Origin of the sequence: Parabacteroides sp. AF27-14 (assembly GCF_003635425.1) — a bacterium.
In the GTDB taxonomy this organism is placed as follows: Bacteria; Bacteroidota; Bacteroidia; order Bacteroidales; family Tannerellaceae; genus Parabacteroides; species Parabacteroides distasonis.
Genome location: NZ_QTLZ01000013.1, coordinates 16,581 through 34,997, shown reverse-complemented (window position 1 = coordinate 34,997; position 18,417 = coordinate 16,581). Strand labels below are relative to the sequence as shown.

Genomic DNA, 18,417 nt, shown 5'->3' with positions numbered 1-18,417 from the left:
ATCGGATATTTGCTTTCGTTATCAAACTATAAAAACAAATAGAAATGAAGACTATAGGAATATTCTACGGCTCGTCTACAGGAACGACGGAAGGGATCGCGAAACGTATCGCAGAGAAGCTGGGTGTGGAAGACAAAGATATTCATGACGTATCTAACGCTTCTCCCGCTGATGTAGCGCCTTATGAAATCTTGTTATTGGGCTGTTCCACTTGGGGCGCCGGAGATTTGCAAGATGATTGGGATAGTTATCTAGGGAAACTGAAAAAGCTGGACTTAAGTGAGAAAACCGTCGCATTATTCGGTTGCGGAGACTCAGCCTCTTTTAGCGACACTTTCTGTGACGCCATCGGTACGATCTATTCCGACCTGCGAAATACAGGTTGCAAATTCATTGGCGCTGTAGATGCTTCGGGATATTCATTTGACAGTTCCACCGCCTGCATAAACGGTATGTTCGTCGGACTTCCTCTGGATGAAATGAATGAAGACGATCAAACAGAAGGGCGGATCGACCAGTGGTTGGCATCTATAAGGAAAGAAGGAATTGAATAGACGCACACTTTTACATACATAACTGTTTAACCTTAATATTACAACGTTTGCGTATTCAACTTGATTGGTTTAGATTTATGAAGAGGTATGTGGGTCAAACATACCTCTTTCTTTTCATCTCAGTTTCCTGAATTGTTTCTTTATCCAAAAATAATAGCCGGTTATCGCGAAGATCGTCCCCAACAAGGAAACTAAGCAAGTCAATATACGGGTAGTCATTCCCCCCCACGAGCCGACGTGTACGGAATAAATCCATCCTCTTATCTTCCCCGATTTTGGGAGATCTTTATATAATTGAACTTCCGTAATCTCACCCGTAGCAGGATCAAAGGAGTAACGGTCGCTTCCTCTTGTATTCCCATAACGGGCCGTAGAAACCGTAGCGGAGCCATCTTGGATCGTGATTGAGTTAAAGTCCGGATAATGGCTTTTCAATGCCGATAACACCTCAGCCCATTGTGTGTAATCCGTCTTTTTCTTCGCAGGTTTCTTCGCGCCGGAAGAAGCTGGAGCATGATGCGCTTGAGGCGGGTTTGCACTAATACCGAAGACACTATAAAAGGCATTTCGATACCAACCAAACGACCATGTTAATCCGGTCAACGCTAAGATAAGCAGGAGCAATGCCGCATAGAATCCCCCGGAGACATGTAAATCATAGAAGAAACGGAACCAACCAGCCTTGGTCTTTACTTTCAACCGGTTTCTCAATACTTTTTTATTACGGGGATACCAAATTACGATTCCACTTATAATAATAATCGCCAAGACCAAAGTCGCATAGCCAACTATTGATTTTCCCCAAGAAAAACTTCCATCCCGTTTATACTCATCAAGTAACCAACGATGAAGACGCATCATTTTCAGGAAAAAACCTTGTCCGTCATCCATCCCGGTCACCTCCCCGGTGTAGGGATCAATAAAACCCGCAGCCTTTTTCCCCGGTAATACCAGTTGATAAGTTCGTCTCGGGTCAGACGATACCCGAATACCGTTTATTCGAACCGAATCGGGTAATTGTTGGCGCGCCGATTCTATCAAGGCGGCAGGCGAGAGAGGTTCCCCTTTTACTTCCTTTACAAAATAACGGGAAGGGTAGCCTAATTCTAATATCTCTGTCTCAAAGACGAGAATCGCCCCGGTCAGGCAGACAATCGCAATAATAATGCCAAAAGGTATCGATAGCCATAAATGTACTTTCGCAAAGAATTTTCTCATTTTCCGAATAATTGTTTAATCCCGTCATATATACCCGGAACCGCTACCGTTCCATGGTTCTCGTCGGGAAATGATTTACTAAAGAAACGCAGGTTCTCCGCTTGTGGCAAAACCTCCGAAAGAAGATAACTCACTTTGTCAAGATGAATGTCCACCCGGTCCGTCCTTTTTTTAGACGCGACACCGATATACAGGCTTTTCCCTTTAAAATTCCGGCCTGCAACCAAAGCCTCCGCCTCCCGGACCAACCGCCCCTGATCCCACCACAAACTAGGGTCGACCGCTAGATAGGTATCAAATAATTCCGTATGACGAAGAAACGTATTCAAGGTGAAAAGCCCCGCATACGAATGACCGATAAGCATATTCCAGCCGTTCGTGCGATAGGCACTATCGATAGCAGGGCGAAGTTCTTCCGTAAGAAACTTACTGAAAGCCTCACTTCCCCCTCCTTGCGGAATCGCATCTATGGAGATTTTACCATCCCGTCCGGCGGCTGAAGCGGTAGGCGTAAAATCACGTGTCCGATCCGTATTTAATACCCCGACAATAATACAGGGAGGTAGATATTTACCTCTACCGGATGCCAACGTTTTCCTTATGCCTACCAGCGAATGAAAGAAAGAATCTCCATCTAGCAGGTAAACAACCGGATAGCGTTGTTTCGTATCCATATTATAATGCTCCGGCAGGTGTATCCAATAACTCCGTTCTTCTTGCAATACGGTAGAGTACAAAGCCAGTTCCTTTCCTATACAAATATCCTCCTGGCTCCGCAGGATTAGCGGGAGCAGGAGGAATATTAAAAGAATGTGAGTCCGACTCATACTTGCTTATTACTCTTGAGCGGCAGTCAATTTACCCACACCACTGATTTGCTCTGCCTCAACGGTAAGACCTTTTGTTGCGGTAGCTGTCTTCGGATCGATACGATACACGGCAGGTTGACTTCCATCGGTAGTCGTAACCGCCATATAAGCGATACCATCCTCCGAGAACGGAGTATTGCCAAATCCGGAAATAACATCCGTGGAAGGCAGCCCCTTCACGTAAGTAAGACTCTTATCCTCTCCTTTATAAATAGCCAACTCTTTCGCGGCGAATCCGGATTCAGTCAACGGACGATCATACATCAACAACAAGAAATAATCTTCCGTGATATGCCAACAACGCAAGAATGCCTTACCACCCGTCTGTGCCTCCAAATTACAATAATAATCAGGATCAAACTCCTCCGCGTTAGCCTTAATACGAACTACACCGGCCGGCAAAGTCGTTTTCTGTACCTCCGCGGTCATCGTCTTGGCATAGCTGGGCGAGAACACATACACATCGCCGTTGTCTGCCGTCCAAATGGTCTGGTAGTATTGAGAACGGTTACGTCCGCAAGCATAACTGATCTTATCCGTCTTTATCAGTTTCGGGTTCTCGAATTTCTCGTTCGCATAAATAGCGACCCAAGCCTCGTTCGGATATTGCGTCCATTGCAATTCCCCTTTTTCGTAAGCGCCACTACCGCTTCCTCCGGATTCTGTCTTTACCAGCTCCGGGTATTTAACATATTTACCTCCCTCCGCTTTCACGCCGTACTTACTCAATCCCATCGGGATAGCCGCGGAATAGATCCGGCCGTTCGCTTGGAGAATACCCGCTAACGTAACGAACTCGCCATTTCCCAAATAATTCTCCGACAAGATCGTATTCGTGTTTGTCGTAAACGTCTCTTTGGCCACATCCAGATAAGAGAGCAAGAAGCCTTTAGGCAGATAACCATTCTCGTCCGCATATTCCTCACCCAGATCACCGGTAGAAGATGTAATGATATAGTCGCCATAGATACCATAAGAAGTAAATCGCTTGATCTCGTAAGTATTATCACGCTCTTTAATCTTACCTTCCGCATTCAGTACGTATGAAGAAGTAACACCGGCATTTCCTTGATTGTAAACCAAACGATACAAATATTTATCCTTATAGAAGATCCATTGCGTACCGCTTTCCGTAGTGAGTCCGTTGTTTTTAGCGGAGATAGAGCCATCACCCAGCGTATCGGCTGTCAACAAGTAATTTGCGTCACCGACAGAAGCGGCGACTACATAGCTCGAAACCGCCTCCGAGGTCGATCCTCCGCCATTTCCATTCCCGTTGCCTCCGTTATCCGGGTTTACAGGATCGTCGTCACTACAAGAAGTAAATACTCCCCCAACCAATAACGCGGCGGCAAGACCTGTCATTAAATAATTCTTCTTCATGTTGTTTTAATCTATTATGTTTTGAATTAATTATTGATAAATAAAAGATAGTCACACTTTAAATTAATTACCGAAATAAACCCTCACCTTACCATAGAAAGCCCTGCCAGCCTTCTGCAAGCTGAAGTTATCGTATAATTTCTCGTTCGTGAGATTCCTGCACTCGAAAGAGATATTGTAACGCCCGTTCTGTACACCATAAGAGAGTGTCAGGTTATGCGAGAATTGAGTTGGTACCACAAATTCGGATTCACTGCCTACTGCCTCCGAATACAGCGGGAAACTATGCATATATAAATTATCGTAAGTGACACTTAGCGTATTGCCTTTCTTCCACAAATTACGCCAATAGAAAGTCACATCCGAGTTGGCAAACTGATAAGGAAGATTCGGCATACGTGCGCCATATGTCAAGCTCTCTTGGTTCGTCCCACTGGTAACCGTCTTCACGTTATCCCTCACATTCATCTGCGTAAAGTTTCCTCCTACGCTTACCCAGTTAGCGAAACCGTAGCGAACCGAGATATTGTAACCCTTGGTCTCTACACGACCATGATTCACATAGGTAGCGCCATATTTACCGCCGCTCAAATCCGATATATTCCGTTGGATATAATCTTTCGTATTTCGGTAGATCAATCCGCCTTCCACATATACGGAATGCTTACCGAATGTCTCGTTGTAGCTTAAATTCAGATTCACGTTATCGCTGTTCTCCGGTTTCAAGGAAATATCGCCGGTCTCAAGGTCCTCATCGCCAAACATCTCCTCATTGGTCGGCAGGCGATAGGCTTTCTCATAGGATAATTTCGCTTGCAAGCTTTTCAAGATAAAGTAAGTTCCCGCAGCCCCATATCCCATCGCGCTTACCGAATTGGTCGTACGTATATAGTCATCTTGAGCCGAGGAAGTAGCGACAGGCCCCGCAATAAACTGGTTGTAATATTTACCGAACACAGACAAGTTCCAATGTTCCGTCGGCATCAAGCGATACGAAAGACCGCTGATATTTTTACGGGTTTCCTTCGGAATAGCGTTCGCTTCCGAGTCCTCGTTCAAAAGAGACTGATTCGAACGCCGGAACGCGTTGATCACGTGATTGAACGTGAACGTATGCGCCTTACCGATACGGTAGTTAGCTGTTAAGGTTCCGTTCCAGTTATTATTATCCGACCGGGTGTTCTGATAAGATTGCTCACCGGGCATCCGGAGCGGACGCATCTCGCCACGCCAATTATATTCATAGGAAGAGGTATCTACATTATTCGTCATGTTCTTATTATAATTCGCCGTCAATACCACATCCAAGCCCCTAACGAAGAAATCACGCTTGCGATAGTCCAACGACGGCATGATCGAGTATCCCTTCCGATATTTGCCGCCAAACACCACTTCTTGGCGTACGCCCGTCTGTATATCTTTATACATATGTGAATAGGTAAACCCGAACATCAAACGATCCGCCCATTTCTTATCCACGAAACCGATTTTCCCGATAACGGCCTCGTTATGATACGTATCATGAAAACGCTTCACATGCTCGATCTTTTTCTTATTGATCGCTCCGGTCGTAAAGTCCTTCACCGGAGTATCCACATAGTAATTATTATCCGAATAATTCTGAAAAACGTTGATCTCATACGTGAGTCCGCTCCGGAAAGTTTGTCCGAAGTTCACATAAGATTTATGCGTATTGAAAGACCCGTATGAATAAGAAGCATCCAAGAACCATTTGTCCCGGTTCTTCTTGGTGATGATATTGATAACACCTCCGATAGCGTCTGTTCCGAAACCCACCGGTACCACACCCTTATAGACCTCTATACGCTCGGCATAATTCACCGGAATGTTATTCAGTCCGAAAGAACTGCCGACACCTTCTTGCGGAACCCCATCGATAAAGATCTTGATATGCTTGCCGGTAAATCCATCCATCATCAGTTGCATATCCGAGCCGACACCGCCGGACTCCCGGATCTTCATTCCGGGCGCTTGAGCCAAGGCTTCACTCAAGTTCTGGGTTGAATTTTGCAAGGCTTTCGTATCGAGGGCCACGGCATTGAACGCAGAACGCTTGAGCCGGGTCACGCCATTAGAAACGACAACCACCTCATCCAACTCCGTAGCTTGAGGGCTGATTACCACATTCATCTTCGTCCGTTCCCCACGCATCAGTTTCACGGGTTTCTCTACCGTCTTATATCCGATAGCCGATACTACTAATGTATATTCTCCCGCGGGAGCTTGAAGATGATAGATACCTTCCTCATTCGTAGTCCCGCCGTAATTCGTACCTTTTAGATAAACGGTAGCGAAATCCACGGTTGTTTTTTCCGTGGACAGGACTTTACCCGATATCATTGTTTTATGTTGAGAAAAAGCCGAGATGGAAATAAGCAACAGTAAAAAGGAGAGGAAAAGCCCTCTGATTTTCTTCATCATCATTTAATCAATTATGTTATTTAAAACGTTGCAAAGTTACGATCAGAGACTACAGCCCCACAATACCTAAGAATGGGTAAAATCACATTAAAAATCCACGGAGGTATACCAAACAATCCCCTTATTCAGGTAATTGGATGTATGGAGTAAGTTCGTAAAATTGAGTTATGTCAAATTTTAAATCTATTTAAACCCAATCGCAAGTTTTTGAGAGACATTTTCTTAATAAACTTCAAAAAGGTTAACTATATTTGCGAGAAACAGATGTTTAATTTTAATTCTTTATCACCATGACAGACAGAAGAACATTTTTGAGAAACATTTCATTACTTACTTTAGGGGGCATAGCCAGCCAAAAAGTAATGGCTTCAAATCCCACCAGATCCATACCCGCCACGGATGCGGTATCCTCGGCAACCGCCGGGAAAAAGATGGGATTGCAAACCTATTCGCTCGGACAGGAGTTACTGCAAGATATGCCTAACGGGTTGAACCGATTGGCAAAAGCGGGATATACCGATCTGGAGATTTTCGGATATAGGGAAGACACTGGTAAATTCGGTGATTATAATCCTAAAAATACGACATTCATCGCCTCCAAGGATTATAAGAAAATGGTGGATGATGCCGGTTTGAGAATCAGTAGCTCACACCTGACCCCTTCTCTTCGTGAGTACACGAAAGAGAATATGCCCAAATTCGACGAGTTCTGGAAAAAGGCAACCGATATCCATGCCGAGCTAGGTGTTAGTTGTATGGTACAACCGAGTTTACCCCGTATCGAAAACGAGGATGACGCCAAAGTAGTATCGGAGATCTTCAACCGTGCCGGAGAGATCACGAAGAAAGCCGGAATCCTATGGGGTTACCATAATCATAGCAATGAGTTCAAACGGGTATTGAAAGCCGGCGAGAAACCGGAACAGAACCCGAATCCGTGGGCACCTCCTAAAGGTACTTATATCGAGGAGTTATTCCTAAAAAATACCGATCCGGATAAGGTTATGTTCGAGTTGGATGTATATTGGGCCGTTATGGGGCAGCAAGATCCCGTGGAATGGATGGAGAATTATCCGAATCGTTTTAAGTTATTGCACATCAAGGATCGTTGGATCATCGGTGATTCCGGTATGATGAATTTCCCGAATATATTCAAAAAAGCGTACGAGATCGGTATCCTCGGCTACTACGTGGAACTGGAAGGTGACAAAAAAGGCCGTACCCAGTTCGAGGGCGTAGAGAAGAGCGCCGCCTATTTGCAAGCCGCTCCGTTCGTTAAATAAAACATCCCGATTTATCCCATAAAAAAGACAGTGTTTCCGTAGGGCGATCATACGCTTGGGAACACTGTCTTTTTATTTATTTTGCCTTCAAAAAAACACGTACGTCTTTTTTCGGAAACACGTACGTGTTTTTCACGAAACACGTACATGTTTTTTCAAAGGGCATTACATGATTAAAAGCTCATCTTTACACCGGCAAAATAACTTCTCGGGCTAGCCGGGCCATAGATATAGGAGGAATCCCGGTTCTTACCTTGGTCAAAGTCGGATTGGTAAGCGTTGAACAGATTCTGCACGCCCCCATTTACTTCTAGTTTCAGCTCTTTGTAAAGCGGGAACTCATACGCAAGCTTGATATTCATATCAAAGAAATCCGGAGTCTCCACCGCCTTATCCAAAGGTATATATCCCGCCAAATGCTGCACCAACATACTTCCCGTATAGGTTCCCGACAGGGAAGCCGTGAAACGTTTGAAAGGCGTGAGAGTAGCCGTAAAATAACCATAGATATCCGGCGTACGGAACATCTTTGTCTCGGCTGGCACATTCTCGTCATCGCTCCATTTCTCGGCCTCTTTATAACGGCTTCGCTGGAAAGTAGCGCCCGCTTGCAAAGATAGCCATGAAGTTAACACCGACTTTCCTTCCAAGGTTAATCCCATCACTTTCGCCCCGGAACCGTTACGACGTTCCTTAATCAGATTGCCTTGCTCATCTTTCCCAATATCTTCCAAGACAAACACATCACTTAAGCTGGTGTAAAAACCTTCCACCAAGAAGTTCAACTGGATACCATTCTTAAAACGATGGTAAAAATCGACCGAAGCACTCAAGCTCTGCGATTTCTCCTCGGATAAATCTTTCGCACGCTGGATCATAGCGACCTCTCCGCCGACCGCCGAGATATGCATATCCTCATCGAACGCTTGCGGGGCACGGAAACCACTGGAATAACTAGCCCGGATATTGATATCTTCCGTCGGGTTAAAACGGATATTCGCACGAGGGCTGAATATTACATGATCCATCATATTATGTTTATCCAAACGACCGCCAATCAAGAAGCTCCATCGCTTATTTTTCCACTCATTCTGCAAAAATGCGCTCTCGATATGCACCTTCTGATTCGTAAAGCGATTATACCCGATCATCTCGTCCTTCAAATGATCGAAACTATACTCCAAACCGGCAGTCAAATCCGATGGCATAAACAAAAATTTATCAAAACTATAAGCATATTGCGTACCGGCCATAACCATCAGGTCCGTAGTCTTGCCGTAAGCGTTCGGATCTTGGTTCGTCCCGTAATAACTATCCCGGTCCGTATTTTGGGCAGAAGTGAAAACACTCCATTTATGTTTGTAATCCTTGGAGAAAAGATCGAATTTCAGACCTCCTCCATCAATCGAATGCTCCAACTGTTCGGCGATATCCGCTTCATGAGGCGGACGATCCAACAGATTTCCTCCCCTGCGGTATTCATTCATATGATGATACTCGAATGTCAATTTACTATAAGTACTCGTTTTCAGGTACGAACGGAAACCAACTGTTTGATTCTTCAATTTAGGCAACTCCGTAAAACCATCTCCATCCTGATCAAAACCGGAACGATGACGGTTCTGGCCAAAAAGATATAAGCCCGCTTTCCCATTTTCCGAAACCAAAGAGGCATTTAGGGTCGTATTATTATCGAAAGCAGATGTCCCGCCAATCGAGGTTAACGTATGCGACAATTCCCCGGAATTTCTCAAGGGCTCCTTCGTAATGATATTAATTGTCCCGGCGATAGCGGACGAGCCGAACAGTGCCGATCCCCCTCCTCGCATCACCTCTACCCGCTCGATCATATTCGCCGGTATTTGCTCAAGCCCATATACGCCGGATAAAGCGCTGAATATGGGACGTGAATCAATCAGTATTTGGGTATAAGGTCCGTCTAATCCATTGATCCGGACTTGCTGGAAACCGCAATTCTGGCAATTCGTCTCCACCCGTACACCCGGTTGGAAATTTAGTCCCTGTGCCAAATTCACCGCATTGGTCGTAGTAAAAACCTTCGCATCCAATACATTCACTAATGTGGGAGCCAACCGGCGGGAAGTTTCCGCACGATTCGCAGATACCACCACGCCATCCAAGGCGATCTGGTCTTCTTCCAGTTCTACATTAATCTCTAAGGTTTTTCCTTTCTTTAGGCTCACTTCTTTAGAGACAGTCTTATACCCGAGCGCTTTATATTCCAGCGTAAATTTACCTTCCGGCAGATTCTTCAGGAAATAATGTCCCGAGTTATCGGTGGTCGTACCGATCGTGGTACCTTTTAACAATACGTTGATAAAGGGAAGATGTTCCCCTGTTTTCTTATCCAATACATGTCCGAAAACATTTGCGTCTGAGTCGTTTAGACGGTCCTCTCCCGTGGCCTGAGCTACCGTTAGGGCACAGCACAGGCATAGTATAAAGATGAAAAATTTATTCATTTTAATTTATTCTGATAAGTAATACAATGTTATTAATCTCACAATATCAGAATATGGGAGGAGCCCGAAGCGTACGTCTTCCCCGGAAGGGAACGATATAGTCCGGATAGACCGGAGCGAAAGATAAGTTACGGATAAAGGAATAAAAAGCCGCCAGCAGAATAGCGACGAAAGCCGCACCTGTTATCTGCAAGACAGATAACTGATGAAGCAACTGAAACTCGGCGTAGCCATGTTCATGGTCCGGACGACCATCGTCCGTTTTATGATACGGGTGAGAATGGACGATCGTTACCCCGTTGACAATATGAACGTGAGTAAACGCAATAATACATCCCAAATAGGCTATGAACAGCGCAGGGAGTAATATCCTCAGATATTTTCTTAATCTATCCATCTCTTTTCTCTCGATCGCAAATATAGTAATATAACCGATAAAAGAGATACGCTGTTCAAAAATTACCTATTTGTAGGTACTTTCCTCAATCAAGTACGCCACGTACCCGATCTTCAAAGGCCGAAAGGGCCGCTTTGGCGCCTTCTCCCATAGAAATAATGATTTGCTTAAAGGGTACGGTGGAAACGTCGCCCGCTGCATAAATACCCGGGACATTCGTCCGGCAATGTGCGTCAATCACGATCTCACCGGGACGATTTGTTTCGACAATCTCCTTAAAGACACCACTATTAGCGGCTAAGCCGATTTGAACAAAAATACCGTCTAAATGAATAACACGCTCTTCCCCAGTCTTACGATCCTTTGTACGGATACCGGTTACCTTGTCGCCATTTCCAACCACCTCGGTTGTTTGTGAACTAACAAAGATCTCGACATTCGGCAAACTCTTCGCTTTCTCTTGCAAGACTTGATCCGCTTTTAACCCATCCATAAACTCCAAAACGGTTACTTTCGAACAGATCCCCGCCAAATCAATAGCCGCCTCGATACCGGAATTTCCACCGCCAACCACGGCAACATGTTTTCCCTTATAAAACGGACCGTCGCAATGAGGACAAAAAGCCACTCCACGCCCTATATACTCTGCCTCACCCGGTACATTCAATTTACGCCAGCTAGCGCCCGTAGCGACAATAACCGCCGGAGCCTTGAATATCTCACCTCCAGCCGTAGATAAAACCTTCTCGTTTCCTTCTATCGTTACCTTCTCTATACGACGATGCTCCAGCAGGTCAATCGGATATTGCCGCATATGCAAGCGCAGATTGTCAGCCAACTGGGTACCTGTTGTCTCCGGAACTGAAATCAGATTCTCAATTCCTACCGTCTCCTTCACCTGCCCGCCGATACGCTCCGCCACGACAGCGACACTCAGCCCCTTTCGTGCGGAATAAATAGCGGCAGAAGCACCAGCCGGACCCCCACCGACCACAACCACGTCATATCGTTTTACCGTCTTCTCCGTTAGGCTCTCATTGATTCCATACTGAGCTTCCAGCTTCGATAACAATTCACCGAATTCCCCACGTCCTACATGGATCAGTTTTCCATCCGCAAAGACAGAGGGGACGCCTTGTATCTTCAAGGCATCAACTTCCGCCTGATTGATAGCCCCATCTACCATCTCATGATGGATCTGAGGATTTAAAGTCGTCATAGCGTTTAATGCCTGTACCACATCCGGGCAATTCGTACAAGTCAAAGAGACATAGGTCGTCAGATGTATCGGGCCATTCAAGGCTTTAACACGATTACAAATGCTCTCGTCCGGAAAATTCTTGCCTTTCCCATCTGAATTCAAGATCGCCAACAGCAAGGAAGTAAACTCGTGTCCATTAGGTACTCCACGAAACTTAATCCCCGTTTTCGCTCCATCCTTTAATAAAATGAATTCCAATTCCTCCCCATCAGATACTTGCATAGATATTTTATCCGAACAAGAGGCAACATCACCTAATAAATCCAACAATTCCTGTCTACTTTCATGCGCAGGAGAGATCGATATATCAAAGGTATAATTCGCATTTAACCCTGCGAATATACCTTTTAATTGTTCTTTTAATGTTGATTCTAACACGATCTATACTCTTAATTATTTAGATTTTCCCTACCAAGTCAATGCTAGGTTTCAAGGTAGCCTCCCCTTTCTTCCATTTAGCGGGACAAACCTCACCATCATGTGAAGCGACAAACTGAGCGGCTTCAACTTTACGAAGTAACTCGGAAGCGTCACGACCGATATTGTTATCATGAATCTCGGCCACTTTGATCTTTCCTTCCGGATTTACCAAGAAAGTGCCACGGTATGCCATACCCTCTTCCTCAATCATCACACCAAACGCACGACTCAGTGCTCCAGTGGGATCCGCCAACATCGGATATTGGATCTTACGGATAGTCTCGGAAGCGTCATGCCAAGCTTTATGTACAAAATGAGAGTCTGTACTTACAGAGTAAATTTCTACTCCCATTGATTTAAACTGCTCATACTTTTCAGCCATATCGACCAACTCTGTTGGACAAACAAATGTAAAATCGGCCGGGTAGAAGAAAAAGATAGCCCACTTACCCAAGACGTCCTCGTTGGTTACAGTCTTGAAATTACCATTTTGGAAAGCTTGTACTTTAAACTCCGGAAGTTGAGAATTAATAATCGGTTCCATACTTGTTTCTATTTTTAAATGAATACTATTTGTTTTTATTTCCGATACAAAAATATAACATATTTCTTCATTAAAACAATTTTCCTAATCGATATATTTTATGAGGTTATAGATAATACTTTATCAATCAATAAAAAGGGCCTATCCTCACGGATAAGCCCTTCAATATCTTGGGTTTTGGATTACTACATAATTAGCGATTATAATTTACTTTATATACTTAATTGATTCTTTTGTATCCGTATACGGCACGGTCTCCCAATTCCTCCTCGATACGAAGCAGCTGGTTATATTTAGCCATACGGTCCGAACGACTTAATGATCCCGTCTTGATCTGTCCGCTATTGGTAGCGACAGCGATATCGGCGATCGTAGCGTCTTCCGTCTCACCGGAACGGTGTGAAGTAACGGTCGTGTATCCATGACGGTGAGCCATCTCGATAGCGTTCAGTGTCTCCGTCAAGGAACCGATCTGATTTACCTTGATCAAGATTGAGTTACCGCAACCTTCTTTAATACCCCTTGAAAGGAACTCTACATTTGTCACGAACAAATCATCTCCGACTAATTGGCAATGGTTACCAATACGATCTGTCAGTTTCTTCCAACCAGCCCAATCATTCTCACTCATACCATCCTCAATGGAATCGATCGGGTATTCGTTGATCAGCTTTTCCAGATAATCCACTTGTTCGTCGGAAGTACGTTTCACTCCTTTTTCTCCTTCAAACTTCGTGTAATCGTAGATTCCATCCTTATAAAACTCAGAAGAAGCGCAATCCATACCGATCATCACATCCTTGCCCGGTTCATAACCAGCCGCCTTGATAGCGGCGATAATTGAGTTCAAGGCATCTTCCGTACCTTCCAAATTCGGGGCGAAACCACCCTCATCACCAACAGCGGTACTTAACCCACGATCGTGCAATACCTTTTTCAACGCATGGAATACCTCAGCGCCCATACGTAAGCCTTCCTTGAAAGAAGCGGCACCTACCGGACGAATCATAAACTCTTGGAAAGCGATCGGAGCGTCGCTATGCGAACCGCCATTGATTATATTCATCATCGGAACAGGCATCACGTAGGTATTCGTTCCACCAATATATCTATATAAAGGAATATCCAAATAATTTGCGGCAGCTTTCGCTACAGCTAAAGAAACGCCAAGGATAGCGTTCGCACCTAGTTTCGATTTAGTTTTCGTACCGTCTAAAGCCAACATCGCATGATCGATACCTATCTGATCCAAGGCAGACATCCCCTTTAATGCCGGAGCGATAATCGTATTGATATTCTCAACCGCTTTCAATACGCCTTTACCACCATAACGCTTCTTGTCGCCATCACGCAACTCCAAAGCCTCGTTCTCACCGGTGGACGCACCGGAAGGCACAGACGCACGGCCCATAACGCCGGACTCTAGTAAAATATCAACCTCTACTGTCGGGTTACCTCTTGAATCTAGGATCTCACGTCCTGTAATCTTTTCTATTTTCATTGCTTCTACGTTTTTTAAACTGACGCAAATATAGATGGATTACTAGAACCGTGAAATCACCACAAATTGCTATTTTCGCCTCAATAATACCTGAATGTAGGTAGAGGCTACAACACTCCCGCCCGTACCCGGCTCAAAGATTCGGGTGTCATCAATAAATACGAGGCGATATGATTGACAGAAGCACGCTTCGCTACTTCCGGATATTCCTGTTGAAAACGCAGATAACGTTTTCTTGCCGACTCAAAACGCCAAGAGTCCGCTTTCTCTTGCGAAAGCATCAAAGCCCACTCCAGTATTTTCTGGTACAATCTATTAATAGCTAAAGATGTTTTCAATAAATCGCTAAATTCCGAAAAAGAGATCCGGTGATAAACCGTCGGTTCCAATGCCTCGATTAATAAACGCGTCGGTTCTCTTTGGAATGTGCTGGCTATACAAATAACGATATTTCCCTCACAGGAGAAATGCTCGGTAATATCACGTTTATTCTTATAGTAAAACTGGCGTAATAATCCCGATTCCACATAATATAAATATTTAGATATTTGTCCGTTATCCAACAATAATTCTCCTTTCGCAGCCTTACTTGATTCTATGATCGAGGCCAGAGAATCCAAATCCGCATCGGGTAATGGATAAAAACGTTTGGATATCATTTCGGCTATTTCTTGTGGTGTCTTCATACTATTCATCATTTTCTGATCTATATCATTTTTTATCTCCTTACAAAAATAGATATTTGTTGCATATAACAAAACAAACACATATTAAATAGTCAAGGTTAGTCTAGGCAAAAAATTATTACTATCGTTTAAAAGCTAATCGGATTAGATTGTTTTCCCTGATTAGCTGTTGCATAATCGCAAGGCTTGATCGAGAGATCAGGCCTTGTTATTTTCTGGTTTGTAGCGAGAGAATATCGCTTTCGCATTATCTAAACGTTCTTTTGATAAGGGTTCCACCCCCTTTAACGGATAATCGAGACCTAATTGCTCATATTTATAGGTTCCCATCGTATGATAAGGCAATAATTCCACTTTGCGAACCACTTTATATGAACTGACATACCGAGCTAACGCCTCCAGCCACTCGTCATTATCCGTATATCCGGGGACAATAACATGGCGAATCCAAGTATCTATGCCACGTCTCTCCAATTCATCCAAGAACAGAAGCGTATTATCCTGCTTGACACCCGCCAGTAACGGATGTAAATCCGGGTTTAAGGTTTTGATGTCCAATAACACTAAGTCCGCATAATCCAAGACTTCCCAAGCTTTTGAGGTACATACGAAACCAGATGTGTCCAAAGCTGTGTGAAGACCTTGCTCTTGGCACAAACGGAAAAACTCTTTCAGAAACTCAGGTTGCAATAAAGGTTCCCCACCGGTAACAGTCACCCCCCCACGGGCGATAAAACTCTTATACCGTAAGACTTCCGTCAATAGCTCGCCGGGAGTCATCTGATATTTCACCTTCCCTTTCGGGTTCCAAGTATCCGGGTTATGGCAATACAGGCAACGCAACGGGCAGCCCTGCATAAAAACGACAAAGCGAATTCCGGGACCATCTACGGTCCCGAAACTCTCTAATGAATGTATCTTACCTTTTATCACTTACAGTGAATGGTTAATGGTTCTTGAAATAACATCCAACTGTTGTTCACGAGTCAGTTTCACGAAGTTTACCGCATATCCGGATACACGGATCGTAAGTTGCGGATATTTCTCAGGATGTTCCATAGCGTCGATCAACAAATCCTTATCAAATACGTTAACATTCAGATGCTGACCTCCATCCGGAGTAAAATAGCCATCCAATAAGCTAACCAGATTATTGATCTGCACTTCACGCTCCTTTCCCAACGTAGCCGGAGAAACAGCGAAAGTATAAGAGATACCGTCGTGCGCATGCTGGAATGGAAGCTTCGCTACCGAAGCTAGCGCAGCGATAGCACCTTTCGTATCACGACTGTTCATAGGGTTCGCGCCCGGAGCGAAAGGAGTTCCACCGATACGGCCATCCGGTGTCGTACCAGTCTTCTTACCATATACCACATTAGAGGTGATCGTAAGGATGGACTGCGTAGGTTTCGCATGGCGATAGGTCTCGTGCTGACGCAAATATTCCATGAACTTCTCGGTGATCTCTACAGCGATACTATCCGTACGATCGTCGTTATTACCGAAAGGAACATATTCTCCCTCACGTTCGAAATCAACCGCCAAGCCACGCTCGTCACGGATCACACGTACTTTCGTATCACGGATAGCAGCCAACGAATCGGCAACGATAGAAAGACCGGCGATACCTGTCGCACGGATACGCTCTACATCTCCATCGTGAAGCGACATCTCGAATGCCTCATATGCGTATTTATCATGCATATAATGGATTATCTTCAAGGCGTTCACATACACTTTCGCCAACCAGCGCATCATTTGCTCATACTTAGCCATCACCTCATCGTATTCCAGATACTCGCCGCGAACCGGCTCGAACATCGGGGCTACCTGTACGCCGCTGCGCTCATCCCGTCCTCCGTTGATCGCATATAATAAACATTTCGCCAAATTCGCACGGGCTCCGAAGAACTGCATCTGCTTACCGATCTTCATAGGAGAAACGCAACAAGCGATACCATAATCATCTCCATAATCCGGACGCATCAAATCGTCGTTCTCATATTGGATAGCCGATGTATCGATAGAGACCTTGGCACAGAAGCGTTTCCAGTTCTCGGGAGCGTTCTTAAACCACAGAACTGTCAAATTGGGTTCTGGTGCCGGACCTAGATTATATAATGTATGGAGATAACGATAGGAAGTTCTTGTTACCAAAGAACGGCCATCCACTCCTTGGCCGCCCAAGGACTCTGTTACCCAAACCGGATCACCGGAGAACAAATCATTGTATTCCGGCGTACGTAAGAAACGAACGATACGCAACTTGATGATCAGCTGGTCTACCAATTCTTGCGCCTCCTCTTCGGTCAACTTACCCTCACGGATGTCTTTCTCGATATAAATATCCAAAAACGTAGAAGTACGTCCGATAGACATCGCCGCGCCATCTTGGTCTTTTACCGCCGCCAGATAAGCTAAGTACACAAACTGAACTGCCTCACGAGCGTTTTGTGCCGGACGAGTCACATCAAAGCCATAGCTAGCGCACATTTTCTCGAACGCTTTCAAAGCCTTGATCTGTTCAGAAATCTCCTCACGGCTCTGGATGATCTCTTCCGTGATCTCTTGGATATCCAAACGATTCAAGAAACGCTTTTTCTCCTCGATCAAGATTGCCGTACCATACAGAGCGACACGACGATAGTCACCGATAATACGTCCTCTGCCATACGCATCGGGCAGACCGGTGATAATAGCCGAACGACGTGCGGCAATCATCTCTTCCGTATATGCGGAGAAAACGCCCTCGTTATGAGTTTTACGGTACTTCGTGAAGATCTCTTTCGTCATCGGGTCCAAATGATAACCATAAGCTTCCAAGCTATTCTCGACCATACGGATACCGCCCTTCGGGAAGATACCACGTTTCAGCGGAGCATCGGTTTGTAACCCAACGATAACCTCATTCTCCTTATCAATATAGCCCGGGCCATATACATCGATCCCTTGAGGTAATTTTGTCTCGGCGTCATAAACTCCCTTTTCCCTCTCGACCTTAAACATCTCGGTCAGCTTGTTCCAGACCTTACGGGTCTTCTCGGAAGAAGCGACTAAAAAGGAATCATCCCCTTCATAAGGCGTATAGTTACTCTGGATAAAATCTCTTACATTGATCTCTCTTTTCCAGGTCTCACCCTTAAAGTGATCCCAGCACTCATTCTCAAATTTCATAAACAATCTTATCTAATACCACATTTTTACCGCCGCAAAGGTAAAACTTTTATCCTCATGTTCCTGTAACATTTGCGACACCCCTCTAAAATCCCTATAAATAGGTATTAAAAATATACAAGAAGAAACGGGATAGTAATGCGATGCTTTGCACGAAGTCTCCATTTTATTCACTATCTTTGCCTACAGAACGTAAAAGTTA

The 18,417-nt window shown here is 44.7% G+C and carries 14 protein-coding genes; 2 read left to right on the top strand and 12 right to left on the bottom strand.

What is annotated here, in order from left to right; genetic code table 11:
* Window positions 1-44 precede the first annotated feature (44 nt).
* Complete coding sequence (gene fldA / locus DWY79_RS13920) at window positions 45-554, top strand: flavodoxin FldA (protein WP_005859688.1); 510 nt, start codon at window positions 45-47, stop codon at window positions 552-554.
* Between the two features lie 114 nt (window positions 555-668).
* On the opposite strand, the gene DWY79_RS13915 is transcribed toward fldA, so the two are convergent.
* The 4 genes from DWY79_RS13915 to DWY79_RS13900 all read right to left on the bottom strand — a co-directional run bounded on the left by DWY79_RS13915 (window position 669) and on the right by DWY79_RS13900 (window position 6,469).
* Window positions 669-1,772 (bottom strand): PepSY domain-containing protein, encoded by a 1,104-nt coding sequence (locus DWY79_RS13915; protein WP_057326156.1) that lies wholly within the window; start codon window positions 1,770-1,772, stop codon window positions 669-671.
* Window positions 1,769-2,599, bottom strand: a complete 831-nt coding sequence (locus DWY79_RS13910) for an alpha/beta hydrolase (RefSeq protein ID WP_122145070.1) — start codon at window positions 2,597-2,599, stop codon at window positions 1,769-1,771. Before DWY79_RS13910 ends, DWY79_RS13915 begins: the two co-directional genes overlap by 4 nt.
* 9 nt (window positions 2,600-2,608) lie before the next feature.
* Entirely contained in the window at window positions 2,609-4,024 is a 1,416-nt protein-coding gene (locus tag DWY79_RS13905; protein ID WP_044545610.1) for a DUF4374 domain-containing protein, read from the bottom strand.
* 63 nt (window positions 4,025-4,087) lie between these two features.
* Window positions 4,088-6,469: a TonB-dependent receptor gene (locus DWY79_RS13900; RefSeq protein ID WP_122145071.1), complete on the bottom strand. Its 2,382-nt coding sequence runs from the start codon at window positions 6,467-6,469 to the stop codon at window positions 4,088-4,090.
* Window positions 6,470-6,756: 287 nt separating this feature from the next.
* Between DWY79_RS13900 and DWY79_RS13895 the strand changes: the two genes are divergently transcribed.
* On the top strand, window positions 6,757-7,749 hold the full coding sequence (locus DWY79_RS13895) for a sugar phosphate isomerase/epimerase (protein ID WP_009275330.1): 993 nt from the start codon (window positions 6,757-6,759) through the stop codon (window positions 7,747-7,749).
* 173 nt (window positions 7,750-7,922) lie between these two features.
* On the opposite strand, the gene DWY79_RS13890 is transcribed toward DWY79_RS13895, so the two are convergent.
* From DWY79_RS13890 to pflB, 8 genes are all read right to left on the bottom strand, one after another.
* Window positions 7,923-10,232 carry a TonB-dependent receptor gene (locus DWY79_RS13890; protein ID WP_122369523.1) on the bottom strand — a complete coding sequence of 770 codons (2,310 nt, stop codon included), beginning with the start codon at window positions 10,230-10,232 and terminating at the stop codon, window positions 7,923-7,925.
* Between the two features lie 46 nt (window positions 10,233-10,278).
* A complete protein-coding gene (locus DWY79_RS13885; protein ID WP_005867403.1) occupies window positions 10,279-10,629 on the bottom strand; it encodes a hypothetical protein in 351 nt (116 codons plus the stop codon).
* Window positions 10,630-10,714: 85 nt separating this feature from the next.
* Entirely contained in the window at window positions 10,715-12,268 is a 1,554-nt protein-coding gene (gene ahpF / locus DWY79_RS13880; protein ID WP_121961575.1) for an alkyl hydroperoxide reductase subunit F, read from the bottom strand.
* Window positions 12,269-12,287: 19 nt separating this feature from the next.
* Entirely contained in the window at window positions 12,288-12,854 is a 567-nt protein-coding gene (gene ahpC, locus DWY79_RS13875; protein WP_005867400.1) for an alkyl hydroperoxide reductase subunit C, read from the bottom strand.
* A gap of 220 nt (window positions 12,855-13,074) precedes the next feature.
* Window positions 13,075-14,355: a phosphopyruvate hydratase gene (gene eno, locus DWY79_RS13870; protein WP_005867398.1), complete on the bottom strand. Its 1,281-nt coding sequence runs from the start codon at window positions 14,353-14,355 to the stop codon at window positions 13,075-13,077.
* A gap of 107 nt (window positions 14,356-14,462) precedes the next feature.
* The gene (locus DWY79_RS13865; protein WP_011967301.1) at window positions 14,463-15,053 is read right to left on the bottom strand and encodes a Crp/Fnr family transcriptional regulator; all 591 of its coding nucleotides are present in this window, start codon (window positions 15,051-15,053) and stop codon (window positions 14,463-14,465) included.
* 186 nt (window positions 15,054-15,239) lie between these two features.
* On the bottom strand, window positions 15,240-15,974 hold the full coding sequence (pflA, locus tag DWY79_RS13860) for a pyruvate formate-lyase-activating protein (protein WP_005867396.1): 735 nt from the start codon (window positions 15,972-15,974) through the stop codon (window positions 15,240-15,242).
* A complete protein-coding gene (gene pflB / locus DWY79_RS13855) occupies window positions 15,975-18,215 on the bottom strand; it encodes a formate C-acetyltransferase (RefSeq protein WP_122369522.1) in 2,241 nt (746 codons plus the stop codon).
* Window positions 18,216-18,417 lie beyond the last annotated feature (202 nt).